The 23,675-nt window shown below is 67.8% G+C and carries 23 protein-coding genes; 10 read left to right on the plus strand and 13 right to left on the minus strand.

The annotated features are described in order from the left end of the window. Nucleotides 1–3: 3 nt before the first annotated feature. Nucleotides 4–576, plus strand: coding sequence for a Holliday junction branch migration protein RuvA (gene ruvA / locus DK459_RS18095; protein WP_006388992.1), 573 nt, complete (start codon nucleotides 4–6; stop codon nucleotides 574–576). 109 nt (nucleotides 577–685) lie between these two features. On the opposite strand, the gene DK459_RS18100 is transcribed toward ruvA, so the two are convergent. The 5 genes from DK459_RS18100 to DK459_RS18120 form a co-directional block, all read right to left on the minus strand. After that, nucleotides 686–1,606, minus strand: coding sequence for a complex I NDUFA9 subunit family protein (locus tag DK459_RS18100; RefSeq protein ID WP_006388991.1), 921 nt, complete (start codon nucleotides 1,604–1,606; stop codon nucleotides 686–688). Between the two features lie 113 nt (nucleotides 1,607–1,719). Continuing rightward, nucleotides 1,720–2,685: a threo-3-hydroxy-L-aspartate ammonia-lyase gene (locus DK459_RS18105; protein ID WP_024067862.1), complete on the minus strand. Its 966-nt coding sequence runs from the start codon at nucleotides 2,683–2,685 to the stop codon at nucleotides 1,720–1,722. 94 nt (nucleotides 2,686–2,779) lie between these two features. Further along, entirely contained in the window at nucleotides 2,780–3,853 is a 1,074-nt protein-coding gene (gene ruvB / locus DK459_RS18110) for a Holliday junction branch migration DNA helicase RuvB (RefSeq protein ID WP_006388989.1), read from the minus strand. Nucleotides 3,854–3,953: 100 nt separating this feature from the next. After that, complete coding sequence (locus DK459_RS18115; protein ID WP_024067860.1) at nucleotides 3,954–5,501, minus strand: sensor histidine kinase KdpD; 1,548 nt, start codon at nucleotides 5,499–5,501, stop codon at nucleotides 3,954–3,956. Then, nucleotides 5,501–6,202 carry a response regulator gene (locus DK459_RS18120; RefSeq protein WP_006388986.1) on the minus strand — a complete coding sequence of 234 codons (702 nt, stop codon included), beginning with the start codon at nucleotides 6,200–6,202 and terminating at the stop codon, nucleotides 5,501–5,503. Before DK459_RS18120 ends, DK459_RS18115 begins: the two co-directional genes overlap by 1 nt. Nucleotides 6,203–6,424: 222 nt before the next feature. On the opposite strand from DK459_RS18120, the gene DK459_RS18125 reads away from it, so the two are divergent. After that, the gene (locus DK459_RS18125) at nucleotides 6,425–7,729 is read left to right on the plus strand and encodes a fimbrial protein (RefSeq protein WP_082406105.1); all 1,305 of its coding nucleotides are present in this window, start codon (nucleotides 6,425–6,427) and stop codon (nucleotides 7,727–7,729) included. A 93-nt stretch (nucleotides 7,730–7,822) separates the two neighbouring features. Continuing rightward, complete coding sequence (gene recQ, locus DK459_RS18130; protein WP_006388984.1) at nucleotides 7,823–9,652, plus strand: DNA helicase RecQ; 1,830 nt, start codon at nucleotides 7,823–7,825, stop codon at nucleotides 9,650–9,652. A 111-nt stretch (nucleotides 9,653–9,763) separates the two neighbouring features. Here recQ and DK459_RS18135 read toward each other — a convergent pair whose 3' ends face one another. Further along, complete coding sequence (locus DK459_RS18135) at nucleotides 9,764–10,819, minus strand: cytochrome d ubiquinol oxidase subunit II (protein ID WP_006388983.1); 1,056 nt, start codon at nucleotides 10,817–10,819, stop codon at nucleotides 9,764–9,766. After that, the gene (locus tag DK459_RS18140; RefSeq protein ID WP_006388982.1) at nucleotides 10,816–12,159 is read right to left on the minus strand and encodes a cytochrome ubiquinol oxidase subunit I; all 1,344 of its coding nucleotides are present in this window, start codon (nucleotides 12,157–12,159) and stop codon (nucleotides 10,816–10,818) included. The genes DK459_RS18135 and DK459_RS18140 overlap by 4 nt, the downstream gene beginning before the upstream one ends. A 136-nt stretch (nucleotides 12,160–12,295) precedes the next feature. On the opposite strand from DK459_RS18140, the gene DK459_RS18145 reads away from it, so the two are divergent. From DK459_RS18145 to minE, 4 genes are all read left to right on the plus strand, one after another. Then, entirely contained in the window at nucleotides 12,296–14,062 is a 1,767-nt protein-coding gene (locus tag DK459_RS18145) for a glutamine--tRNA ligase/YqeY domain fusion protein (RefSeq protein ID WP_006388981.1), read from the plus strand. A gap of 217 nt (nucleotides 14,063–14,279) precedes the next feature. Beyond that, on the plus strand, nucleotides 14,280–15,197 hold the full coding sequence (minC, locus tag DK459_RS18150; RefSeq protein ID WP_024067857.1) for a septum site-determining protein MinC: 918 nt from the start codon (nucleotides 14,280–14,282) through the stop codon (nucleotides 15,195–15,197). Nucleotides 15,198–15,385: 188 nt separating this feature from the next. Next, a complete protein-coding gene (gene minD, locus DK459_RS18155) occupies nucleotides 15,386–16,201 on the plus strand; it encodes a septum site-determining protein MinD (protein ID WP_006388978.1) in 816 nt (271 codons plus the stop codon). A gap of 3 nt (nucleotides 16,202–16,204) precedes the next feature. Further along, complete coding sequence (gene minE / locus DK459_RS18160) at nucleotides 16,205–16,462, plus strand: cell division topological specificity factor MinE (RefSeq protein ID WP_006388977.1); 258 nt, start codon at nucleotides 16,205–16,207, stop codon at nucleotides 16,460–16,462. A gap of 129 nt (nucleotides 16,463–16,591) precedes the next feature. Here the strand turns inward: minE and DK459_RS18165 are convergent, their stop codons facing one another. From DK459_RS18165 to ettA, 5 genes are all read right to left on the minus strand, one after another. After that, complete coding sequence (locus DK459_RS18165) at nucleotides 16,592–16,816, minus strand: glycine zipper 2TM domain-containing protein (protein ID WP_006388976.1); 225 nt, start codon at nucleotides 16,814–16,816, stop codon at nucleotides 16,592–16,594. Between the two features lie 190 nt (nucleotides 16,817–17,006). Then, complete coding sequence (locus DK459_RS18170; RefSeq protein ID WP_024067855.1) at nucleotides 17,007–17,540, minus strand: isochorismatase family protein; 534 nt, start codon at nucleotides 17,538–17,540, stop codon at nucleotides 17,007–17,009. A 67-nt stretch (nucleotides 17,541–17,607) separates the two neighbouring features. After that, nucleotides 17,608–17,985, minus strand: coding sequence for a type II toxin-antitoxin system VapC family toxin (locus DK459_RS18175; RefSeq protein WP_054439446.1), 378 nt, complete (start codon nucleotides 17,983–17,985; stop codon nucleotides 17,608–17,610). Further along, the gene (locus DK459_RS18180; RefSeq protein WP_006388973.1) at nucleotides 17,972–18,247 is read right to left on the minus strand and encodes a type II toxin-antitoxin system VapB family antitoxin; all 276 of its coding nucleotides are present in this window, start codon (nucleotides 18,245–18,247) and stop codon (nucleotides 17,972–17,974) included. The genes DK459_RS18175 and DK459_RS18180 overlap by 14 nt, the downstream gene beginning before the upstream one ends. Nucleotides 18,248–18,305: 58 nt before the next feature. Further along, nucleotides 18,306–19,979, minus strand: a complete 1,674-nt coding sequence (gene ettA / locus DK459_RS18185; RefSeq protein WP_024067854.1) for an energy-dependent translational throttle protein EttA — start codon at nucleotides 19,977–19,979, stop codon at nucleotides 18,306–18,308. Between the two features lie 151 nt (nucleotides 19,980–20,130). Here ettA and DK459_RS18190 point away from each other — a divergent pair, with 151 nt between their 5' ends. Continuing rightward, nucleotides 20,131–20,949 carry an aminoglycoside N(3)-acetyltransferase gene (locus DK459_RS18190; protein ID WP_110134963.1) on the plus strand — a complete coding sequence of 273 codons (819 nt, stop codon included), beginning with the start codon at nucleotides 20,131–20,133 and terminating at the stop codon, nucleotides 20,947–20,949. A gap of 12 nt (nucleotides 20,950–20,961) precedes the next feature. Here DK459_RS18190 and DK459_RS18195 read toward each other — a convergent pair whose 3' ends face one another. Next, nucleotides 20,962–21,888, minus strand: a complete 927-nt coding sequence (locus DK459_RS18195; protein ID WP_020924995.1) for a DMT family transporter — start codon at nucleotides 21,886–21,888, stop codon at nucleotides 20,962–20,964. A 98-nt stretch (nucleotides 21,889–21,986) separates the two neighbouring features. Here DK459_RS18195 and DK459_RS18200 point away from each other — a divergent pair, with 98 nt between their 5' ends. Both DK459_RS18200 and DK459_RS18205 read left to right on the plus strand, forming a co-directional pair. Further along, on the plus strand, nucleotides 21,987–22,775 hold the full coding sequence (locus DK459_RS18200; protein WP_049054627.1) for a helix-turn-helix transcriptional regulator: 789 nt from the start codon (nucleotides 21,987–21,989) through the stop codon (nucleotides 22,773–22,775). A gap of 110 nt (nucleotides 22,776–22,885) precedes the next feature. Continuing rightward, complete coding sequence (locus DK459_RS18205) at nucleotides 22,886–23,425, plus strand: hypothetical protein (protein WP_070542804.1); 540 nt, start codon at nucleotides 22,886–22,888, stop codon at nucleotides 23,423–23,425. The last annotated feature ends 250 nt before the right edge of the window (nucleotides 23,426–23,675 follow it).

Consider the following 23,675-nt stretch of genomic DNA (forward strand, 5'->3'; position numbering starts at 1 on the left):
ACCATGATCGGACGCATCACCGGAACCCTGATCGAGAAACTGCCGCCCACCGTCTGCGTGGACGTCAACGGTCTGGGCTATGACATCGACGTGCCCATGAGCACGCTGTACTCGCTGCCGGAAACCGGCGCCCGCGTCACGCTGTACACGCACCTGACCGTGCGCGAAGACGCCCACATCCTCTACGGTTTCGCCACCGCCGGCGAACGCAGCGCCTTCCGCGAACTGATCAAGGTCAGTGGCATCGGCGCGCGCACCGCCCTGTCGGTGCTGTCGGGCCTGTCGGTGGCCGACCTGGCGCAGGCCATCACGCTGCAGGAATCAGGCCGCCTGACGCGGGTGCCCGGCATCGGCAAGAAAACCGCCGAACGCCTGCTGCTGGAAATGCGCGGCAAGCTGGGCGCGGACATCGGCGCCACCGCGCACGCGGTGCACGACAACCAGTCCGACATCCTGAACGCGTTGCTGGCGCTGGGATACTCCGAGAAGGAATCGCTGTCGGCCCTGAAGACGTTGCCCGAGGGAGTGGGCGTCTCCGACGGCATCAAGCAGGCATTGAAAGCCCTGGTGCGCTGAAGGGGCGCCACCTGGGCCGCGCCGCCCGCAGATCATTGCGACCAGGGCTGGTCGCGGCGACAGGCGCGATACGCCCCAGGGCTGCCCCCGTCTACGCAGGCTTCGCGCACTAGCGCGCCGGCGCCAGGTAGCCGGGCGCCACCGCCTCCAGGCCGGTCGGCACCACATTCAGTTCGGGGGCCATCGGCGCCCCGCAGATGTTGTCGCTGCGCAGGGAATCGAGGTTGTCGCGCGACATCAGCGGCCGCCCCGGCAAGCATTCGAACAGCAACGCCTGCATCCGGCCCACGCCCATCGGCACGCTCATCACCGGACGCGGATGGCCGCTCCAGCCCGCGCACAGGCGCGCGATCTCGCCCAGGGTGTAGACCTGCGGTCCGCCCAGCTCGTAGGTCTTGCCGCAGGCATGCGTGTTGGCCAACGCCGACAGCATCGCCGACACCACGTCGCCCACGTACACCGGCTGCATGCGCGCGTGCGCGCCGGCCAGCGGCAGCACCGGCAGCCAGCGCGCCAGGCGCGCGAACATGTTGGTGAAATTGTCGTCCGGCCCGAACACCACCGAGGGGCGGAACATCGTCCACCCCCCTTCGCGCCAATCGGCCAGCTCCTGCCGGATGGCGGCCTCGCCATCGCCCTTGGAACGCTGGTACATGCTGCCGCCATTGGAATCCGCCCCCAGCGCGCTGACATGCAGCAACCGGCGCACGCCCTGGCGGCGGCAGGCCCGGGCGATGCGTTGCGGCAGGTGCACGTGCGCCTGCGCGAAATCGGAGCCATAGGGGCGGCCCGCATTGCCGTGCAGGATGCCGACGAGATTGACGACCACGTCGCAGTCGCGCGCCAGGCGGTCGAGTGCGTCGTCGTCGTGCACGTCGCTGGCGAGCAGGGTGACGGTGGGCAGGATCTGGAGTTCTCGTCCCTGGCCGTAGCGGCGGGTGGGCACCAGGATCTGGTGCTGTCCACCCGAAAGCCGGGCGATGAGATGACGGCCGATGAAGCCAGTGCCGCCGATGACAAGGATACGCATGGAGCAGCCCCTGTTCTTCAGGATTCAGGCCCGATTCTGCCCTGCACGGGCCGCATCCGCAAGCGCGCGGCCAAAGCGCCGGACGATATCCCGCCGACGCCCGGCGCCGACCCTCAGCTTGCCAGCAACTTGCCGTAGGCCGGAAGGTCGACGTTGCCGCCGCTGATGATCACGCCCACGCGCGCGCCGCGCACCGGCACCACGCCCTGCAGCACGGCCGCGGACGACAGGCAGCCGGTCGGTTCCACCACCATCTTCATGCGCTCGGCGAAGAACTTCATGGTCGAGACCAGCTGGTCATCCGTCACGGTGACGATGTCGCGCACGTGCTTCTGGATGAGCGGGAAGGTCAGGTGGCCCAGGTGGGTGGTGGCGGCGCCGTCGGCCAGGGTCTTGGGCGCGGGGATGCGAACGACTTCGCCCTTGCGCAGCGATTGCTGGCCGTCGTTGCCGGCCTCGGGCTCGACGCCGTAGACCAGGCAGCGCGGGCTGAGCGCGTACGCCGACAGCGCCGACCCCGACAGCAGGCCGCCGCCGCCCAGGCACACGAACAGGTAATCCAATTCGCCGACGTCCTCGAACAGTTCCTTGGCCGCGGTGCCCTGCCCCGCGATCACGTCCTCGTGGTCGTAGGGCGGGATCAGCGTGGCGCCGGTCTCGGCCTGAATGCGGCGCGCGATCTCTTCGCGATCTTCGGTGTAGCGGTCGTAGGTGACGATCTGGCCGCCATAGCCTTCGGTGGCGGCGCGCTTGGCCGCCGGCGCGTCCAGCGGCATGATGATGGTGGCCTTGACGCCCTGCAGCTTGGAGGCCAGCGCGATCGCCTGCGCATGGTTGCCCGACGAGAACGTGACCACGCCGGCGGCGCGCTGCTCGGGCGTCAGGCGCGCGATGGCGTTGAAGCCGCCGCGGAACTTGAACGCCCCCATGCGCTGGAAGTTCTCGCACTTGAAGAACAGCGAGGCGCCGGCGATGGCATCGGCCGTGGTCGAGGTCAGCACCGGCGTGCGGTGCGCGTGGCCGGCCAGGCGCTCGCTGGCGCGCGCGACATCGTCGAAAGTGGGCAGTTCGGGCAACATGGAAACAGTCCTTTGAACGCGGAAAGAGTCGGAAGCGAAACCTCCGGATCATAAACCCGTGGCGGCGTTCCCGCCGCCGCCACGCCCGGACGGTTTACTTGCCGAACAGCTCGCCGCTGGTGCTGGCGGCGCCGGCGGGCGGCGTCAGGCCCAGGTGGCGCCAGGTGGTCAGGGTGGCCGTGCGGCCACGCGGCGTGCGCTGCAGGTAGCCGTGCTGGATCAGGTAGGGCTCGATCACGTCCTCGATGGTGTCGCGCTCTTCGCCAATGGCCGCGGCCAGGCTGTCGACGCCGACCGGGCCGCCGTCGAACTTGTGGATGATGGCCTCGAGCAGCTTGCGGTCCATCAGGTCCAGGCCTTGCGGATCGACTTCCAGCATGGCCAGCGCGCGGCCGGCGACATCGGCGTCGATGGTGCCGCCGGCCTTGACCTCGGCGTAATCGCGCACGCGCCGCAGCAGGCGGTTGGCGATACGCGGCGTGCCGCGGGCGCGGCGCGCCACTTCGGCGGCGCCATCCGGCGTGATGACCGCATTGAGCAGGCCGGCGCTGCGGGTGACGATGCGGCCGAGGTCGCCGGCGTTGTAGAACTCCAGCCGCGACACGATGCCGAAGCGGTCGCGCAGCGGGTTGGTCAGCATGCCGGCGCGGGTGGTGGCGCCGACCAGCGTGAACGGTTGCAGGTCGAGCTTGACGCTGCGCGCGGCCGGACCTTCGCCGATCAGGATGTCGATCTGGAAATCCTCCAGCGCCGGGTAGAGGATTTCCTCGACCACGGGCGACAGGCGGTGGATTTCGTCGATGAACAGGACATCGTTCTTTTCCAGGTTGGTCAGCAGCGCCGCCAGGTCGCCCGGGCGTTCCAGGACGGGGCCGGAAGTCTGGCGCAATTGCACGCCCATTTCGTGGGCGATGATGTGGGCCAGGGTGGTCTTGCCCAATCCGGGCGGACCGAACAGCAGCACGTGGTCGAGCGCTTCGCCGCGCTTGCGGGCGGCGGCGATGAAGATCTCGAGTTGTTCACGGGCGCGCTGCTGGCCGACATATTCCTCCAGCGCCTTGGGGCGCAGGGCGCGTTCGATCGACTCCTCGTTGGGCGACGCCGGCTGGGGCGCCACGATGCGAGGCGCGTCGGGACGGGAGGAAAGCGAATCGGACTGGATGGCCATGGTGCGGAAAACGACTGGATACTGAGCGGGATGCTGCATCGTACCGTAACCACCGCCCCCGGGACCGGATTCCGCCCCGCCACGCCCTGGCGGGGCGGGGTCAGGCGCCTTCCGCCACCGGCAGCTTGACCCGCACGCACAGGCCTCCGGACTCGGCCTGCAGCAATTCCAGCGAGCCGCCATGGGCGCGGGCGATGGCTTCGGCCAGCGCCAGCCCCAGGCCGACGCTGCCGGTACGGGTCCGGGCATCGTCCAGGCGGCTGAACGGACGCAGCGCTTCCTGGCGGCGTTCCGGCACGATGCCGGGGCCGTGGTCCGCCACGTCCAGCACCGCCTGGCGGCCTTCGCGCCGCAGGCTGACGTCAACCGGCGGCGCGCCGTGGTTGAGGGCATTGCCGATCAGGTTGTCGAGCAGGCGGCCCAGCGCGACGGCATCGCCCTGCACCACCAGGGCGTCGTCGCTGTCGGCCGTCTTGAGGTGGATGTCGGTGCCCGCGCCGCGCCAGGCGTTGACGCGCTCGGTGAGCCAATCGGGCAGCACCATCGACGCGTAGCGGTAGGCCGCGGGATCGGTGCCGCGCACGAAGCCGATGAACTGGTCGACCATGTGCTGCATGTCCTGCAGGTCGGTGCGCAGGCCCTCCTTCAGGGCCGAATCGTCGGCCAGCTCAATGCGCAGCCACATGCGCGATAGCGGCCCCTTCAGGTCGTGCGGCAGGCCCGACAGCAGCGTGCGGCGCACCGAGTCGGATTCGGCCAGCGCATCCAGCATGGCGTTGAAGCGCTCGCCCAGCACGCGGGTTTCGTGCGGACCTGAAGGTTCGACCCGTTGCGGCTGGCCGGCGGCCAGGCGGTCGGCAGCGTCGGCCAGGCGGGTGATGGGACGCGTGATGTGCCAGGAGAACCCCACCGCCAGCAACAGCAGCAGCCCCAGCCCGCCCAGCCAGGCGGCGATCAGCGGCGTGGCCACGGGCGGGTCGAGGCGGTCCAGCGGAATCACCAGCCATTCGCGCAGGCGCGGCGCGTCCTCGCTGGCCGGATTGGGCGCCAGCGAGATGAAGATCTCGGGCGTGGGGCCGCGCGACAGCGCCACCCGGGTGCCGTCGTTCAGGCGTTCGTTCAGCTGCTGCACCAGCCCCTTCAGATCGCGCCGGATATCGTCGGGTTCGGGCTTGTAGCGGCGCATGTGTTCTTCATGCTCGCGCTGGCGTTCGCGCTCGGCCCGCTCCTGTTCGACTTCGTGTTCGTCGCGCATCTCCGGCGGCAGTGGCGGGCCCTGGATCTGCGCGCTCGGCGGTGGCGGCGGCGGCGGTGGCCGTTGCGTGCCGCGCGGCGGCGGGCGGCGGCCGTTGAAACGCTGCAGCTTGGCTTCGGCCGGCAGCACCCGCGACCACAGGCGCCATTGGTTCTGCGAGGCCGCGCGCACGAAATCGGCGCGGTCTTCGGCGGGGACCTGCGACACGGCGGCGCGCAGGGTGCGGATGGTGGTGGTGATGTAGCCGATGGCCACGTCTTCCATGAACTTGTGGCGGAAGTACGAAACCGTGACCAGCGTGGCCGCCTGCGTCAGCAGCACCGACCCGAGGATCAGCAGGATCAGCCGCGCCCGCAGCGAGCGCGGCACCAGGGAACTGGCGGAGAAGCGCATCAGGGCGAGAACCGGTAGCCGATGCCCCAGACGGTCTGGATCCAGCGGGGTTGCTTGGGATCGTCCTCGATGACGCGGCGCAGGCGCAGGATGGCGATGTCGATGGCGCGGTCGTTGCGTTCGCCGGCGTCATCGTCGCGCGCCAGCGCCAGCAGGCGTTCACGCGACAGCGGCTTGCCGGCGTTGCGCACCAGCGCTTCGAGCAGGTTGATTTCGCCGCCCGTGAGCTTGACCACCGTGCCGTCGCGCGACAGCTGGCGGGTGGACGGATCGAACAGGAACGGGCCGAACGCGACCGGCGCGTCCTTGGTGAGGGCCGAGGGGCCGCGCTTGCGGCGCAGCACGGCTTCGATGCGGGCCAGCAGCTCGCGGGGATCGAAGGGCTTGCCGACGTAGTCGTCGGCGCCGGCCTCCAGGCCGATGATGCGGTCGACGGCCTCGTCGCGGGCGGTCAGCAAAATGACGGGGATGTCCTCGCCCTGCTCGCGCAGGCGGCGACAGGCATCGGCGCCGTCCCCGCCCGGCAGCATGCGGTCCAGCACCAGCAGGTCGGGCGCGTAGCGGGTGATGCGCGACGGCAGGTCGCTGGCGTCGGGCGCCAGCAGCGTGTCATAGCCGTGACGGTTCAGGTAGTCGGCCAGCAACTGGCGCAAGGCCGGATCGTCGTCGACGACCAGCAGCTTGGTGTGGTGATTGTCCATGGATGCCATAGTGGAGCCGTCCGCCCGCGGCGGCAAGAGCCGGGAAATCATCTGAAATATACCTGTTGCACGATGTTTGCCGGCGATGCCGGCCCGTTGGCGCCAGCGTCACCCGCCGGACAGGACTGGCCCTAAAATATCGCCATTGCCTCGCATACGCTGGTGCGGTTTGCTAAAGATCGTTTACAGCAGGGGCAACGCCCCCTTTTTACACTGTCGGTTATGGTCGCCCCTGCATCCTGGCGCAGGCGGCTGCTGCACTCGGCGTTGACGGCTGGCCTGGCCTGCCCGTTGATGCCGGCGTTTGGCGGCACGCCCGCTGCACCCTCTTCCTCCCCGTCGGCTCCGGCCTACGTCGCGCGCGGTATCGGCGTGCTGGCGCCGGTGCAGCCGATACCGGTGCGGCCGGCGCCGTCGATGGCGTCACGGGCGGTGCCGCTGGATCCGACGCCCTGCGACCTGCAGACCAGCGAACCGGCCATGGACACCAGCGTGGCCGGAGGCGGCGCCGATGCCATACCGGGGACGGGCTCGACCCTGTCCGGAGACGCCGCCACGGGCCCGCTGGCTTGCGACGACACCCAGGCCGCCACGGCGCCGACCGACGCCCCCAGCTACTCGTTTGACCTGGAAAACGGGGACATACCAAGAGTGCCGGTGGTGGTGATCTCCGGCGTGTCGCGGCCAAGCCGCCCCTGGTTCGCCTCGGTCAGCGGCCAGGACGGCCTGCGCTATGGCGGCGACCGCAACTGGATCTACCGCAATACCGGCGGTCCGTCGTTCGCGGTGGGCAACATCAGCGCCAATGCCCCCACCTGGGGCAGCAGCGCGCCGGTGGGCGGGTTGCAGATATCCAACCTGCAAAGCACCACGGCGCCGCTGGCGGAAGGCACTTTTGGCTATTCGTCGTCGCTCGGGCGGCTCAACCGCATGGACCCATCCGCCACTTCCGGCGCGGTCGACTACGGCGCCTCGGTCGGCAACAGCACCGTGCGCTACGGGCTGACGCCGGTGCTGACGCTGGAGGGCCAGATGCAGAGCGCGCCATCCCTGACCACCCGGGGCATGGGCACCACCTACACCGCGGGCGAGTACGGCACGTTCCAGGCGGGAGCCACCCAGAGCTCGTTCGATGCGGCCAGCGCCTGGCGCTACCGCTTCGGCTACAGCGTGGACGTGGCCGACGCGGTCAACCTGGGCTACACCAACGAACAGATCGGCGCCGGCTTCGGCGACCTGTCCACCTATTCCGGTGGCGTGGCCGCGGCGCCGCAGACCCGCAACACCCTGACCGCCGGCGTGCCGATCACCGGCTGGGGCACGCTCAGTGGCACCTATTCCGGCCTGCATGAAGGGTCGGCGCTGGCCGAGCAGCGGCTCGGCCTGTCGCACAGCATGTTCGTGGCGCCCAAGGTCAAGCTGGCGGTGGGGGCCGACCGCGACATCATCTCCGGCAATTATGAATGGCGCGCCAATCTCAGCATGCCGGTCGACACCTTCATGCGCGGCACCTGGCTGAGCTGGTGAGCCGGCCCGCCCACGGACGGAAATGTCCGCCCGCGCCCGGGCGGTCCGATTTGCGGCTTAAAATCCCTGCCATGATGCTCACCGCCTACCCCCATGTCTGACGCGCGCGCCCTCGGAGTCCTGCAGCGCGTTTTCGGTTACGAATCCTTCCGCGGCGACCAGCAAGCCATCGTCCAGCAGGTCATCGACGGCGGCGACGCGCTGGTCCTGATGCCCACCGGCGGCGGCAAGTCGCTCTGCTACCAGATCCCGTCGCTGGTGCGCGAAGGCACCGGCATCGTCGTTTCGCCCCTGATCGCGCTGATGCAGGACCAGGTCGACGCGCTGACCGAACTGGGCGTGCGCGCCGCCTTCCTGAATTCGACCCAGGACTGGCGCGTGGCGCGCGACGTCGAACAGGCCTTCCTGGCCGGCGAGCTCGACCTGCTCTACGTCGCGCCCGAGCGCCTGCTGACCGACCGCTGCCTGCAACTGCTGGAGCGCGGCAACATCGCCCTGTTCGCCATCGACGAAGCCCACTGCGTTTCGCAATGGGGCCACGACTTCCGCCCCGAATACCTGGGCCTGTCGATGCTGCACGAGCGCTGGCCGGACGTGCCGCGCATCGCGCTGACCGCCACCGCCACCGCCGAAACCCGCAACGAGATCGCCCAGCGCCTGTCGCTGACCGACGCGCACCACTTCGTCTCCAGTTTCGACCGCCCCAACATCCGCTACCGCATCGTCGAAAAGAACGAGGTGCGCAAGCAGTTGCTGGACATGATCCGCACCGAACACGAAGGCGAATCCGGCGTGGTCTACGCGCTGTCGCGGGCGCGCGTCGAGGAAACCGCCGAATTCCTCTGCAACCAGGGCATCGACGCCATGCCGTACCACGCCGGGCTCAGCCCGCAGGTGCGCGCCGCCAACCAGGCGCGCTTCCTGCGCGAGGACGGCGTGGTCATGGTCGCCACCATCGCCTTCGGCATGGGCATCGACAAGCCCGACGTGCGCTTCGTGGCCCACATCGACCTGCCCAAATCGGTCGAGGGCTATTACCAGGAAACCGGCCGCGCCGGCCGCGACGGCCTGCCCGCCACCGCCTGGCTGGCCTACGGCCTGCAGGACGTGGTGCAGCAGCGCCGCATGATCGATGAATCCCCGGGCGACGACGCCTACCGCCGCCGCCTCGGCCAGCAGCTGGACGCGATGCTGGGCCTGTGCGAAACCGTGGAATGCCGCCGCGTGCGCCTGCTGGCGTATTTCGGCCAGCAGATCAGCGCCTGCGGCAATTGCGACGTCTGTCTCGATCCGCCCCAGGCCTGGGACGGCACCGTGGCGGCGCAGAAGGTGCTGTCGGCCGTGTACCGGCTGTGGAAGGAACGCGGCCAGCGCTATGGCGCCGGTCACATCATCGACATCCTGCGCGGCAAGGTCACCGACCGCACCAAACAGCACGGCCACGAAACCCTGAGCGTGTTCGGCGTGGGCGAAGACCTGAGCGACACGGCCTGGCGCGGCGTGCTGCGCCAGTTGCTGGCGCAGGGCCTGCTCACCGTCGACAACGAAGGCTACGGCACGCTGGCCCTGACCGAAGGCAGCCGCGCCGTGCTCAAGGGCGAGCGCCAGCTGATGCTGCGGCGCGAATCCGAAAAGAAGGCCCGCTCCGGCAAGAGCGGCGGCAGCCGCGCCAAGGCCGCGGCGATCGACCTGCCCGCCGAACTGCAACCGGTATTCGAGGCGCTGCGCGCCTGGCGCGGCGAAGTGGCCAAGAGCCACGGCGTGCCGGCCTACGTGATCTTCCACGACGCCACGCTGCGCGAGATCGCGCTGGCCCAGCCCGAGTCGATGGACGCGCTCAGCCACATCAGCGGGGTCGGCGCGCGCAAGCTGGAAGCTTACGGCGAGGAAATCCTGCAACGGGTGGCGCGGCCGGTGCTGTAGCGCCGGGCCCCCGCTCCCGGGAGCCGCGACCGGAGCGGCCGGGGTGGCCGACCAGGGCGGCCCGGCACGGCGGATGACATGGCCATCCGCCGGCGCCTGCCGCCTCGGACCTCAGGGCGACGGCGGCGGCAACAGCGGCACGGGCGCGCGCTCCTTGCCGAACACCGAGCGGTAGGCCAGGATGTTGAACACCAGCACCACCGGTATCCCCACCACCGCTCCGGCCATCACCAGCCGCATCGAGCCCAGCGCGCCGGCGCCGTCCCAGAGCGTCATGTCGTCCAGGATCAGGAAGGGGAACAGGCTGTAGGCCAGCCCGCTCAGCATCAGCAGGAACAGCGCCACGCACAGCACGAACGGCAGCCAGCTGAAGCGGTCGGCGCGGCCCGGCAGTCGCGCCAGCAGCATTTCGGCGGCCACGAAGCCCGCCAGCATCAGCACCCATACCGTGGCCGCCAGGCTCAGGTGGGCGATGTTGCTCCACTTGTAGAAGATGCCGGCGTTGGCCAGGCCCAGCGTGACGGCAATGGCCACCATGCCGACCGCGGTCCAGCGGATCGCATGGCGCGCCCAGTTGGCGGCGCGGCGCTGCAGGTCGCCGTCGACCCGCATCACCAGCCAGGACGCGCCCAGCAGCACATAGGCGGCCACGGCGCACAGGCCGACGAACAGCGCGAACCAGCCATAGCCGGCGTCGGATTGGTAGCCGGTGGCGATGCGACCGAGCAGCATGCCCTGGCCGAAAGCGGTCATCAGCGACCCGGCCCAGAAGGCGAAGATCCAGCGCGGCTTGGCCTCGTTGCGGGCGCGGATGCGGAACTCGAAGGCCACGCTGCGCAACACCACGCCCAGCACCATGAAGGTGAGCGGCCCGTACAGCTTGCCCAGCACCGCGCCCCAGGCGAACGGAAACGCGGAAGCGAACAGGCCCATGCCCAGCAGCAGCCAGAACTCGTTGGCGTCGCGCCAGGGACTCAGCAGGCTCATCATGCGGCCGCGCTCCTGTTCGGGCGCCAGCTGCAGCAGGATGCCCACGCCCAGGTCGAAGCCGTCCAGCACCACGCCGGCGGCGATGACGACGAACAGCAGGCCCATGAACGCCAGCGGCATCCAGAAGGAAGGATCATCGGGGCTCAACCCCTGCGAAGCGGCCAGCATGGCGATCATGGCGTGCCTCCGCCCAGTTTGCGCACCGGCACCACGCCGTAGCGGGCCGCGTGGAACAGCATGCCGGCAAACGCCGCCAGCAGCAGCGCGTACAACACGCCATAGCCGACCAGCCCATACAGCACGGTGCTGGAGGACATGGTGCCCAGCACCTCGGTCTGGGTGACGGTGCCGTTGACGACGAAGGGCTGCAGGCCGATCACCGAGACCCACCAGCTGGCCACCACGGCGATACCGCCCGAGAACATCATGCCGCAGAGCACGCGCTGCCACCATTGCGGCAGCACCGAGACGTCCAGGCCGCGGCGCCAGGTCCAGAGGAAGGTGATCCAGGAGACGGCCAGCATCAACAGGCCCAGCCCGGCCGCGACCCGCAGCGACCAGAAGGTCAGCGCCACCGGCGGCAGCATGCCCGAATACTTGTCCAGGCCGAGATAGGTGCCGTCGTCATTGCGATGCAGCCACATGCCGCCAGCGTTGTTCCAGGTCCAGTCGGCCACGTTGGCATGGGCGCGGGCGTCCGGCCAGCCGAACAGAACCAGGCGCGGTTCGCTGCCGCTTTCCCAATAGCCCGCGGCGGCGGCGGCCTTGGCGGGCTGGTACTTGGCCACCATCTGGCCGGCGCCGGTCGCCACCGGCACCTGCAGCACCGCGGCCAGGGCGGCAATCACCAGGCCGGTCTTGAAGGTGGCGCGTTCGCCATCGCCCAGCGGGCGGCGCAACGCCTGCAGCGCGGTCACGCCCATCATCAGGAAGGCGGCGGCCAGGGCCGATCCCACCACCACCACGGCCATGCGCCAGCCGACGGAGGGGTTCAACACCACCGCGGTCCAGTCGTAGACCTGGTAGCGGCCATCGACCAGCACCGCGCCGTCGGGCGTCTGCATCCAGGATTGCAGCGCCAGCACCCAGAACAGCGCCACCAGTTGTCCCACCGCCACCATCAGCACCGCCAGGGTATGGGCGCCGTCGGACACGCGGCGCTGGCCGAACAGCATGACGCCCAGGAAGCACGACTTGAGGATGAAGACCGACAGGATGCCGTAGCCCAGCAGGGGACCGGCAACGTTGCCGATCTTGTCCATCAGGCCGGACCACAGGCTGCCAAGCTGGATCAGCACCGGTACACAGGCGGCCAGGGTCAGCACGAACGACAGGGCGAAGATGCGGACCCAGAAGCGGTAGGCGGCGGTCCAGCCGCCCAGGCCCGAGAACCGGGCCCGGAGTTTGAAGAACAGCAGGACCCACGCAAGCGCCAGGGCCACGGCGAGAAACAACGCCAGGAAGCTCAGGCTGGCCACGAATTGCGCGCGGGCCAATGAAAGAGTGGAAATATCCATGATGGCCCGTAGTGTAGAGCCAGTTACATGACAATGGGGGCCAGTTTGAAACCGCTTGCAGCGAGCCAAAAATGGCTTGTCCCGGGAACGTGGCAAAATTGACGCTTTGTCGCTGCTTTTTCCTATTCTTTCAAGAATGACCTCCGCCACGACGCCGACCCCCGCCGCATCCAATTTCCTGCTCAACATCGTCGAGGACGACCTGCAAGCCAACCGCTTCCAGGGCAAGCGTTGGGCCGGCAAGCCTGGCCCGGCCGCCGTGCAGCAGCAGGGCGAGCCCGACCCGGCGAAGATCCGCACCCGTTTTCCGCCGGAGCCCAACGGCTACCTGCACATCGGCCACGCCAAGAGCATCTGCGTGAACTTCGGCCTGGCGCGCGACTTCGGCGGCGTCTGTCACCTGCGCTTCGACGACACCAACCCCGAGAAGGAAGACCAGGAATACGTCGACGCCATCATCGAGGCCGTGCACTGGCTGGGCTTCGACTGGAAGGCCGACGGCCGCGACAACCTGTACTTCGCCAGCGACTACTTCGGCTATATGTATGAGTTCGCCGAGGCGCTGGTCGAGGCCGGCCATGCCTACGTCGACGAACAGAGCCCCGACGAGATCCGCGCCAACCGCGGCACCCTGACCGAACCCGGCACCGACTCGCCCTGGCGCAACCGCCCGGCCGCGGAGTCCATCGCGCTGCTGCGCGAGATGCGCGACGGCAAGCATCCGGATGGCAGCCTGGTGCTGCGCGCCAAGATCAACATGGCGTCGCCCAACATCAACCTGCGCGATCCGGTCATGTACCGCGTGCGCCACGCCACCCACCACCGCACCGGCAACCAGTGGTGCATCTACCCGATGTACAGCTGGGCGCACCCGGTGGAGGATGCGCTGGAAGGCATCACCCACAGCGTCTGCACGCTGGAGTTCGAAGACCAGCGGCCGTTCTACGACTGGATCCTGGAACGCCTGGCGGAGCTGGGCAAGCTGGCCAAGCCGCTGCCGCACCAGTACGAGTTTTCGCGCCTGAACGTGAGCTACGTGGTCACCAGCAAGCGCAAGCTGCTGCAACTGGTGCGCGAAGGCCACGTGGATGGCTGGGACGATCCGCGCATGCCGACCATTTTCGGCCTGCGCCGCCGCGGCTACACGCCGGCCTCGATCCGCCTGTTCTGCGACCGCACGGCGGTGTCGAAGTCGGATTCGCGCATCGACTACAGCCTGCTGGAACAGGCCGTGCGCGACGACCTGGACCCGATCGCGCCGCGTTCGGTGGCGGTGCTGGACCCGCTCAAGCTGGTCATCACCAACTATCCGGAAGGCCAGACCGAAATCTGCACGGCGCCGCGCAATCCGCACGATCCGGAGGCCGGCTTGCGCGAGTTCCCGCTGTCGCGCGAGCTGTGGATCGAGCGTGACGATTTCCGCGAGGAAGCGCCGAAGAAATACTTCCGCCTGTTCCCGGGCAACCTGGTGCGCCTGAAATACGGCTACGTGGTGCGTTGCACCGGCTTCACCAAGAACGAGGCCGGCGAAGTGGTCGAGGTGCAGGCCGAATACCTGCCGGAAACGCGCAGTGGCACGCCGGGCGCGGACAGCGTCAAGGTCAAGGGCAATATCACCTGGGTCAGCGCGGCGCATGCGGTGCCGGCGCAGATCCATCTGTACGACCGCCTGTTCGCGGATCCGCGGCCCGATGGCGGCGACAAGGATTTCCTGGCCTGCCTGAATCCGAATTCGAAGGAAACGGTGACGGCCTGGCTGGAACCGGGCACGGTGGCGACGCCGGGCGCGACCTGGCAGTTCGAGCGGCTGGGGTACTTCACGGCCGACATCAAGGAATCGACGGCGGAAAAGCCGGTGCTGAACCGCATCGTGACCTTGCGCGACTCCTGGGTGCAGGGCTGATCGTCGGCGGGACCGGCTGCCAGGGCCGGGACCCGCATGAAAGACCCGCCGGATGGCGCCGCGTCCGGCGGCGCCTGCGCCATCCGCCGCGATTCCGGTTTTTTTCCCCCTTGCCGAATCGATTGAACGGGCCCGGGGCGGGTTATCATGCCCGACATTCCGCAGCCGGTTGCGCGCGCCCCTTCCAGGCGCCCGGAACCGCCAGCCCCCGATCAAGATGAACACTGAATCCCTAGCCCTGGACTTCAAGAGCGCCACCCTGTATGCCATCCGGGTGGTCCTGCACAGTGCCGATCCCGAACGCCTGAACGCCGCGCTGGCCAAGCGCATGGCGGACGCGGGCAGCTTCTTCGAGAACGAGCCCGTGGTGATCGACGCCAGCCGTGTCGAGGACACCATCGACTGGCCCGCCCTGGTCGCGGCCTTGCGCGGGCACAACCTGCCCCCCATCGGCGTCGTGGCCGAGGGCGCCAACCTGGCCGCGGCCCGCGCCGCCGGCCTGACGCCGGTGGAGCTGTCCACCCCCGCGGCCCGGCCGGCGCAGGTCATCGATACGGCGCCGCCCAACGATGTCGCCACGCCGGTGCCGTCGGTGCCGGCCGCCGCCGTCGAGATCGCCCCCGCCCCCACGCCCGCCGCTGAAGCGCAGGTCGACAAGGCTGCCGACAAGACCGCCGATAAATCCGCGGACAAGGCCACCGACAAGCCCGCCGACAAGGCGGCCGCCGAGCCGCTGCCCGAGCGCGCCGCCGCCAGCACCACATCGGCGCCCAGCCCCACGCCGGCCGCGCCGCAATCGTCATCGGCCCTGGTCATCACCAAGCCGCTGCGTTCGGGCCAGCGCGTCTACGCGCGCCATACCGACCTGGTCGTGATCGGCATGGTAAGCCAGGGCGCCGAGGTCATCGCCGACGGCAACGTGCACGTGTACGGTCCGCTGCGCGGCAAGGCCATGGCCGGCGCGCGCGGCGACACGTCGGCGCGCATCTTCACCACGCACCTGGACGCGGAGCTGCTGGCCGTGGCCGGCGTGTACCGCGTGGTGGAAGACAAGCTCGACCGCTCGCTGCACAACCAGCCCGCGCTGGTCCGGCTGGACGGCGACACCCTGCGCATCGAGGCCTTGAAAGCCTGAGATGCCCTTCCGGGGTCCATGCCGTCGGGGCTGGCGCGAGACGGCGCCGGACGCGGAATGGTCCTGCAACGCAATACTCTGTCAGTCTCGAACGGGCCGTGCCCGTTCAACACATTCTGTAAGAAGCCTTACACGGGCTTTTTGCTTTACGATAACGCGATTTATTCGAACATAAGGGTTTGATCGTCATGACACGCATTGTTGTGGTGACTTCCGGCAAAGGCGGCGTGGGCAAGACCACGACGAGCGCCAGTTTTTCCGCGGGCCTCGCGATGCGGGGCCACAAGACCGCTGTCATCGACTTCGATGTCGGCCTGCGCAACCTCGACCTCATCATGGGTTGCGAGCGGCGCGTGGTGTACGACTTCGTCAATGTGATCCAGGGCGAAGCCACGCTGAACCAGGCGCTGATCAAGGACAAGCAGCTTGAAAACCTGTTCATCCTGCCCGCCTCGCAGACGCGCGACAAGGACGCGCTGACGCAGGAAGGCGTGGAAAAGGTCATCAACGACCTGAAGGAAATGGGCTTCGACTACATCGTCTGCGACTCGCCCGCCGGCATCGAGACGGGCGCGCTGATGGCGGCCTATTTCGCCGACGACGCGCTGGTCGTGACCAACCCGGAAGTCTCGTCGGTGCGCGATTCCGACCGCATCCTGGGCATCCTGGCCGCCAAGTCCAAACGCGCCGTCGAAGGCGGCGAGCCGGTCAAGGAATTCCTGCTGCTGACGCGCTACAACCCCAAGCGCGTGGTCGACGGCGAAATGCTGTCGCTGGGCGACATCGAGGACATCCTGCGCATCAAGCTGATCGGCGTCATTCCCGAGTCCGAAGCCGTGCTGCAAGCCTCCAACCAGGGCCTGCCCGCCATCCACCTGAAAGATACCGACGTCTCCGAGGCCTACAAGGACGTCGTGGCCCGCTACCTGGGCGAAGACAAGGCCCTGCGCTTTACCGACTACGAAAAGCCGGGTTTCCTGAAACGCCTGTTCGGAGGCAAGTAAGCAATGTCCTTCCTGTCGTTTCTGCTTGGTCAAAAGAAAACCTCCGCTTCCGTCGCCAAGGAACGGTTGCAGATCATCCTGGCCCACGAGCGGGGCCGTGGCGATTCGCCCGACTACCTGCCGCAATTGCAGCAGGAACTGATCGCGGTGATCTCGAAGTACGTGAAGATCAATCCCGAGGACATCAAGGTGCACCTGGAACGCCAGGACACGCTCGAAGTGCTCGAGGTCAAGATCGAGATGCCGCAAAGCGAAACCTGATGTCCGCGCGCGCCGCCCGCCGGCGCGCGCCTCGCTCTGCGCCACAAAGCAAAAACGCCCGGCAATGCCGGGCGTTTTTGCGTTTGGCACGGTACGCCAGCGCATGCTGGCGACTGCCTGGTTCGCGGCTTAGTGCTTGCCCACCTGATCACCGATGACGCCGCCGATCGCCGCGCCGCCCACCGTGCCGAGGATGCCGCCGTTGGTGATGACGGCACCCGCCACACCGCCGAGCGCCGCACCGCCCACCGTGCTTTTCTGGCGGTGGCTCATGCTGTCCCACGACGAGCAACCGGCCATGGCGGCGGCCATGGCGACAGCGACACAGATTTTGGAAAGAGATGCGATTTTCATGATGAGGCTCCTATTCTTGTACCCGGGGCCGCACCTAGATCCAGACGCGAGCGCACGATACCCCTTATGGGTTTAGAGCCTTCAGGATCGCAAAATATCCCGTCCCGCGGTGTTAGGTTTGCCCAGGAATTGTGTCAAAGGGCGAGGGAATCTTTGCGACTCCCAGGGACGATGTTGCAGGCGCGGCCGGCTATTTGACCAGACGTAACACGTCGCGGAAGCGCGGATGCTCGCAGGTCTCCATCCACTCGAAAATGGCCATTTCCGTGGTGACGATCTCGGCGCCGTGGGCGCGCGCGCGGCGCAACGCGGCATGGTGGTCGGACGATTTGCGCGAACCGGCCGCATCGGCCACCAGCACCGCCTTGTAACCCAGCCCGGTCAAACCGATGACGGTCTGCAACACGCAGATGTGGGCTTCGCAGCCGGTCACCAGCACCGTTTTTCGCGCCGCCGGCAGCCAGGCATCGAAGCCTTGTTCGCGCGCGGCCGAAAAGTGCATCTTCTGGAAAGTGGACTGCACCAGCTCGGCGAGCGGCGCCACGGTGACGCCCAGCATCTTGCTGTGATGCTCGGTGGCGACCACGGGGACATCCAGCAGCCGCGCGGCCCGCGCCAGCTTGGCGTTGGCCGCCACCACCGCGTCGCCGTCGTGGATCGCAGGCATCAGGCGGCCCTGCATGTCGACGATGAGCAGCGTGGAATCGGAGGCTTGCAACAACATGGGAGGTCTCCTGAGGTTGAAGGCGGTATCGACGATACGGTACGACCATCACGCCAAACCGCTTCACTCAATGATATCTCGGGGGATCAACCGCCAGGCTCAAGGTGGTGGCGAGTGCCTGCAGCCGTTTGTCCCTGGTCCATAGCGCCGCGCCAGGTGTCAGTCGCGTGGACGCCAACAAGTGTAAATCCACATAACCAATGCCCTTTCCAAACAATCTCTCGCTATGAAGAAAGTGCATGACTTCGTCATGACTCGCACGCACGACTTGAGGCAATAGCGACATCGCACCCAATACGACATCACGCCGGCCCAACGAACCAAGCGCCAATTCACCCGCGATGAACGGGTGCATCAATACACTTTCTTCCTCCAGCAAGCGCACCAGATATGGCTCGCCGTCGGATAAATGATCTATCCAGATGGAAGTGTCAACCAGGATCATTGCAGGTTTCCGTCTGCCGCCGCGGGATAGGCTTCAACTTGGGCGAACTACCACCAAGCTTGGCCAACCGCTTCGCGGCCTCTTTCTGCACGAGCTGGGTCAGCGCTCGCGTTACGAGCGCCGATGTCTCCTGGACGCCCGTATAGGTACGGGCCAATTCGAGCAGGTCGTCATCGAGCGTCACAGTCGTACGCACACTGGCCTCCTTGAAATGATTGGAGCAAAAATTCGCATCAAATGATGAACTTTTTGATTCTATCATCCGAAAAAAAATCCCGGCGCGCAATGGCCGGGATTTTCGCACCGCCTGACAGGCCGGCTTACTTCAGCGCCTTGTAGCGCAGGCGCTTGGGCTTGGCGCCCTCTTCGCCCAGGCGGCGCTTCTTGTCGGCTTCGTACTCCTGGTAGTTGCCGTCGAAGAACACCACCTGCGAATCGCCCTCGAAAGCCAGGATGTGCGTGGCGATACGGTCCAGGAACCAGCGGTCGTGGCTGATGACCATGACGCTGCCGGGGAACTCCAGCAGCGCGTCTTCCAGCGCGCGCAGCGTTTCGACGTCGAGGTCGTTGGACGGTTCGTCCAGCAGCAGCACGTTGCCGCCGGCGATCAGCGTCTTGGCCATGTGCAGGCGGCCGCGTTCACCGCCCGACAACTGGCCGACCACCTTGTTCTGGTCGCCGCCCTTGAAGTTGAAGCGGCCCAGGTAGGCGCGCGAGGACATTTCGAACTTGCCCACGGTGAGCAGGTCGGCGCCGTCGGCGACCGCGTCGAACACGGTCTTCTTGTCTTCGAGCGCGTCGCGCGACTGGTCGACGTAGGCCAGCTTGACGGTCTGGCCGATCTTCACTTCGCCCGAATCCGGCTGCTCGCGGCCCGCGATCATGCGGAACAGCGTCGATTTACCGGCGCCGTTGGCGCCGATGATGCCGACGATGGCGCCAGCCGGAATCTTGAAGCTGAGGTTGTCGATCAACAGACGGTCGCCGTAGGCCTTGCTGACGTTGTTGAATTCGATGACCTCGTTGCCCAGGCGCTCACCCACCGGAATGAAGATTTCCTGGGTCTCGTTGCGCTTCTGGTATTCGTAGGACGACAGTTCCTCGAAGCGGGCCAGGCGCGCCTTGGCCTTGGCCTGGCGGCCCTTCGGGTTCTGGCGCACCCACTCCAGTTCCTTCTTGATGGTCTTCTGGCGGGCCGATTCGGACGCCTCTTCCTGCTTGAGGCGATCTTCCTTCTGCTCCAGCCAGGAGCTGTAGTTGCCCTTCCAGGGAATGCCGTAGCCGCGGTCCAGTTCGAGGATCCATTCGGCGGCGTTGTCCAGGAAGTAGCGATCGTGGGTCACGCCGACGACGGTGCCCGGGAACTTGTGCAGGAACTGTTCCAGCCATTCGACGCTTTCGGCATCCAGGTGGTTGGTGGGCTCGTCCAGCAGCAGCATGTCGGGCTTGGACAGCAGCAGGCGGCACAGCGCCACGCGGCGCTTTTCACCGCCGGACAGGTTGCCGACGATGGCATCCCAGGGCGGCAGGCGCAGCGCGTCGGCGGCGATTTCCATCTGGTGTTCGATGTCGTCGGCGCCGCTGGAGGCGGCGGCCGCGATGATCGCTTCCAGCTCGGCCTGCTCGGCGGCCAGCGCGTCGAAGTCGGCGTCCGGCTCGGCGTAGGCGGCGTAGACCTCGTCCAGGCGCTTCTTGGCGGTGACCACCGCGCCCAGGCCTTCCTCAACCGCCTGGCGCACCGTGTGCTCGGGGTTGAGCTGCGGTTCCTGCGGCAGGTAGCCGATGTTCAGGCCCGGCATGGGGATGGCTTCGCCTTCGATCTCGCGATCCACGCCCGCCATGATCTTCAGCAGCGTCGACTTGCCCGAGCCGTTCAGGCCCAGCACGCCGATCTTGGCGCCAGGAAAAAACGAAAGCGAGATGTCACGCAGGATCTGCCGCTTGGGCGGCACGATCTTGCCGACGCGGTTCATGGTGTAGACGTATTGGGCCATGGGCTCGTATAGGGAAAGAAAGCTGATGAATCGCTGATTGTAGGCCGGAACCCGGACAGGCGCGCGGGCGGGGTCCGCGCGCCGGCGGCAAGGCTATATTTACGGCTTGTGTCCGTTCCATGACGCCTTTCGCGGCGCCCCGCCCACCCCGATGACCGAAGCCGACCTGCTGGCCCGTACCCCGTTTCCCGCCACCCGCGACAGCCTCGCGGCGCAATTGCGCGAGGGCGGCCTGCGCCCCGGCGCCACGGTGCTCGTGCACACCTCGCTGCGCGCCCTGGGCTGGATCGCGGGCGGTCCCGTGGCGCTGATCCACGCCTTGCTCGATTGCGTCGGTTCCGACGGCCTGGTGGCGATGCCGGCGCACTCCTCCGACCTGACCGATCCCGCGCAATGGCAGGCGCCGCCGGTGCCGGCCGCCTGGCTGGACACCCTGTACGAGCACATGCCGGCCTACGATCCCGCCATCACGCCCACGCGTGGCATGGGCGCGGTGGCCGAACTGTTCCGCACCTGGCCCGGCGCCGTGCGCAGCCTGCATCCCACCTGCTCGTTCGCGGCCGTCGGCGCCGGCGCCCAAACGCTGACCGCCGGCCACCAACTGGAGGACCCGCTGGGCGAAACCTCGCCGCTGGCCAAGCTGTTGCGCGCCGACGCCGAGATCCTGTTGCTGGGCGTCGGCTTCGATGTCTGCACCATGCTGCACCTGGCCGAACAACGCGCCTGGCCGGCGCGGCCGCGCCAGCCTGAAGCCTCGCCCATCATCGAGCACGGCCGGCGTGTCTGGAAGCGATATGACCAGCCCGCCTTGCTCGACTCCGATCATTTCCTGCCGGTCGGCCAGTCGTTGATCGACGCCGGACTGGCGCGGCGCTTCCCGCTCGGCGCGGGCCACGGCCTGCGCGTGTCAGCGCGGGTCGCCGTCGAACACGCCGTGCGCTACTGGCAAGGCCAGCCCGCGCCGGGCTGAAGCGGCAAGCCCCTACGAGGCAACCCGCGCGCGGCGCGCGCCGGCGAATGGCGCGCGCATCTGCGCCAGCATCACGCCGGCCAGCGCCATCGCGCCACCAACGATGTGGAACAGGTGCGGTTTCTCGTCCAGGAACAGCGCCGCGATCGCCACCGTGGCCACCGGCATCAGGTTCAGGAACACGCTGGCGCGGGCCGGCCCCAGGTGGCGCACGCCCTGCATCCACAGGAACGGCGCGAACAGCGACGGGAACAGGCCCGCATACAGCACCAGCGGCAGGTTCTCGGCATTGAGCGGCGAGGCCGGCGCCATCAGGAAGGTGGGCAACTGGAACAGCACGCCGAACGCCACCTGCACGTACAGCGACACCCACGGTCCGGCCGGCAGGCCCCAGCGCCGCAGCAGCACGCCGTACAACGCATAGGCCAGCGCGGCCACGCCCATCAGCACGTCGCCATGGTTCGCGCCCACCGACAGCAGGCGCGCCGGATCGCCTTCGCCGATCAGCAACGCCAGCCCCGCCAGCGACAGCAGGCCGCCCAGCAGCGCCATCAGGGAGGGACGCTCGCGCAGCACCACGGCGCCGACCGCGATCGTCAGCAACGGAATCATCGCGGTGATGATGCCCATGTTGGTGGCGGTGGTGCTGCTGGCCGCCACATAGGCCAGGCCCTGGTACAGCGCCATGCCCAGGCCGCCCAGCACCGCGAACTTGGGCAGGTAAGGCCACAGCGCGCGCCGCTGGCGCCAGGCGGCCGGCAGCGCGAACGGCGTCAGCAGCAGCCCGGCCAGCGCCCAGCGGTAAAAGCCGATGGCGGCCGGCGCGATCACGCCGGCCGCCATCTTGGTCACGATCATGTTGACCGACCAGATCAAAGCCGCCAGCAGCGGGAACAACAAATAGCGAGCCGGGGTGGGCGAAGCATCTGCGCGCGTCATGGAACAACTGCCAAAACAGGATTACGGCTGGCCAGTGTAGGATTTGTCCGACTTGATGTATATAATGAAAAACCGACAAACGCCAGTGAACTTCGGACATGGACCTCGCCGTATCGCCGCCCAGCCTTGGCCCGGGCCGGCCCTATCCGCTGGCCTGCCGCATCCTGCACTTCCTGCCGCACTCGCGCGTCCAGCGCCACAGCTCGCCCTGGGGCGAACTGAATTTCGCCCTGTCCGGCATCATGGAAATCGGCATCGAGGACAGCACCTACCTGTCGCCGCCCCAATACGCCATCTGGATACCGCCGCGCGTCTCGCACTGCTGCCAGAACCAGGGGGAAGTGCACTACGCCTGCATCGACATCCCGGCCGCCGCCTGCGCCGACCTGCCCGCCAGGCCTTGCACGCTGGAGATCAGTCCCGTCATGCGCGCCATTCTGGCCGACTTCGAACGGCGCGGCATCGCCTATCCAGATACGCCGGAAGACCGGCGCCTGGCGCAAGTGGTCATCGACCAGATCCGCGTCGCCCCCGCCTACGCCAGCTACCTGCCGTCCGCGACCGAACCCGTGCTGGCCCCCATCCTGACCGCCCTGCAACGCCAGCCTGGCGACAAGCGCGGCGCCGCCTACTGGGCCGCCACCGCCGGCATCACCGAACGCACCCTGCTGCGCCACTGCCAGCAACACCTGGGCATGTCATTCAACGAATGGCGCCAACGCTTGCGCGTGGTCAGTGCGCTGGAAATGCTCGACGCCGGCCAACCGGTACAGGCCGTATCGCGCGAACTCGGCTACAGCACGCCGTCCGCCTTCATCGCCATGTTCCAGCGCCTGACCGGCCAGTCCCCCGACAGCGCCCGCAAGCGCGCCGCCGCGCCCGCCTGAAACGCGCGTAATCCAAGCGCCCGATGCACGCCGCGCGCGATCGCGAGACAATAGCGTCTGCATTTTTTTCGTAACGCCGTCCCCGCGGCATCATCGCGCCAGGAACCCCCATGTCCGCCTCCGCCACGCCCCCGCCTTCCCTGACCCACTTCAGCGCGACCGAACTGGACATGCTCGCCAAGACCGCCGACGCCCTCAGCGCCTACCTGGGCAAGCCCGTCCTGGCCGAAGTCGCGCTGGGCGAAGAAGGCACCGAATGGGTCACCTACGGCGTGCCCATCGACGAAAACGCCGAACCCGACGAAGACCAGACCCACGTCCAGCTGGGCGGCCCCGGCGCCCGCCTGCTCGGCAACCGCGGCGGCCTGCCCCAGACCGGCGACGACACCTACGACTGCCTCTACCTCTGGGCCATCCAGATCTCGCTGAACGAAGGCGAACGCTTCATCAAGCTCGACCACGACGGCGAGGAATCCGCCTGGTCCGACAACCTGGAAGATGTCCTGCCCTTCGCCCTGACCGAGGAACCCCTGCCCGACCCGGATGAGGAAGACGAGGAAGAAGACGACGAGGACGAGGACGAGGACGAGGACGAGGACGACGGCCACGACCACGCTCACGACCACAACGATCCGGGTCACCGCCACTGAACCGGAAAGCAGGCGGCAGGCCCCAATGAGCCGCCCGCCATCAAGCAAAAAGGGCTTCCCAAAAGAAGCCCTTTGCCAAAACCACTCCCCCGCGACACCGCCCCGCCAAAAAAGCAGGCAAGCGAGCAAACCAGCACCGCCTCGACGCCCCACCACCCAGACGCTGCAACGGGCCGCCCGCGCGGCCCCGTTGCAGCAGCCCCGCAAGACCCTCTCCCCCCCCACGACGGTGCCGGCAAACACGCCAAGC

The organism is Achromobacter sp. RW408 (genome assembly GCF_003184165.1).
Lineage (GTDB): Bacteria > Pseudomonadota > Gammaproteobacteria > Burkholderiales > Burkholderiaceae_B > Achromobacter > Achromobacter xylosoxidans.

Excerpts from the sequence above, each read along its gene's own strand:
- DK459_RS18100 (WP_006388991.1), bottom strand. The coding sequence starts at position 1,606 with ATGCGTATCCTTGTCATCGGCGGCACTGGCTTCATCGGCCGTCATCTC.
- minE (WP_006388977.1), top strand. The coding sequence starts at position 16,205 with ATGTCCTTCCTGTCGTTTCTGCTTGGTCAAAAGAAAACCTCCGCTTCC.
- DK459_RS18165 (WP_006388976.1), bottom strand. The coding sequence starts at position 16,816 with ATGAAAATCGCATCTCTTTCCAAAATCTGTGTCGCTGTCGCCATGGCC.
- minC (WP_024067857.1), top strand. The coding sequence starts at position 14,280 with ATGAACACTGAATCCCTAGCCCTGGACTTCAAGAGCGCCACCCTGTAT.
- DK459_RS18175 (WP_054439446.1), bottom strand. The coding sequence starts at position 17,985 with ATGATCCTGGTTGACACTTCCATCTGGATAGATCATTTATCCGACGGC.
- recQ (WP_006388984.1), top strand. The coding sequence starts at position 7,823 with ATGTCTGACGCGCGCGCCCTCGGAGTCCTGCAGCGCGTTTTCGGTTAC.
- DK459_RS18200 (WP_049054627.1), top strand. The coding sequence starts at position 21,987 with ATGGACCTCGCCGTATCGCCGCCCAGCCTTGGCCCGGGCCGGCCCTAT.
- DK459_RS18115 (WP_024067860.1), bottom strand. The coding sequence starts at position 5,501 with ATGCGCTTCTCCGCCAGTTCCCTGGTGCCGCGCTCGCTGCGGGCGCGG.
- ettA (WP_024067854.1), bottom strand. The coding sequence starts at position 19,979 with ATGGCCCAATACGTCTACACCATGAACCGCGTCGGCAAGATCGTGCCG.
- DK459_RS18170 (WP_024067855.1), bottom strand. The coding sequence starts at position 17,540 with ATGTTGTTGCAAGCCTCCGATTCCACGCTGCTCATCGTCGACATGCAG.
- DK459_RS18180 (WP_006388973.1), bottom strand. The coding sequence starts at position 18,247 with ATGATAGAATCAAAAAGTTCATCATTTGATGCGAATTTTTGCTCCAAT.
- DK459_RS18105 (WP_024067862.1), bottom strand. The coding sequence starts at position 2,685 with ATGTTGCCCGAACTGCCCACTTTCGACGATGTCGCGCGCGCCAGCGAG.
- DK459_RS18195 (WP_020924995.1), bottom strand. The coding sequence starts at position 21,888 with ATGACGCGCGCAGATGCTTCGCCCACCCCGGCTCGCTATTTGTTGTTC.
- DK459_RS18140 (WP_006388982.1), bottom strand. The coding sequence starts at position 12,159 with ATGGATATTTCCACTCTTTCATTGGCCCGCGCGCAATTCGTGGCCAGC.
- minD (WP_006388978.1), top strand. The coding sequence starts at position 15,386 with ATGACACGCATTGTTGTGGTGACTTCCGGCAAAGGCGGCGTGGGCAAG.
- DK459_RS18120 (WP_006388986.1), bottom strand. The coding sequence starts at position 6,202 with ATGGACAATCACCACACCAAGCTGCTGGTCGTCGACGACGATCCGGCC.
- DK459_RS18205 (WP_070542804.1), top strand. The coding sequence starts at position 22,886 with ATGTCCGCCTCCGCCACGCCCCCGCCTTCCCTGACCCACTTCAGCGCG.
- DK459_RS18145 (WP_006388981.1), top strand. The coding sequence starts at position 12,296 with ATGACCTCCGCCACGACGCCGACCCCCGCCGCATCCAATTTCCTGCTC.
- DK459_RS18135 (WP_006388983.1), bottom strand. The coding sequence starts at position 10,819 with ATGATCGCCATGCTGGCCGCTTCGCAGGGGTTGAGCCCCGATGATCCT.
- ruvB (WP_006388989.1), bottom strand. The coding sequence starts at position 3,853 with ATGGCCATCCAGTCCGATTCGCTTTCCTCCCGTCCCGACGCGCCTCGC.
- DK459_RS18125 (WP_082406105.1), top strand. The coding sequence starts at position 6,425 with ATGGTCGCCCCTGCATCCTGGCGCAGGCGGCTGCTGCACTCGGCGTTG.
- ruvA (WP_006388992.1), top strand. The coding sequence starts at position 4 with ATGATCGGACGCATCACCGGAACCCTGATCGAGAAACTGCCGCCCACC.
- DK459_RS18190 (WP_110134963.1), top strand. The coding sequence starts at position 20,131 with ATGACCGAAGCCGACCTGCTGGCCCGTACCCCGTTTCCCGCCACCCGC.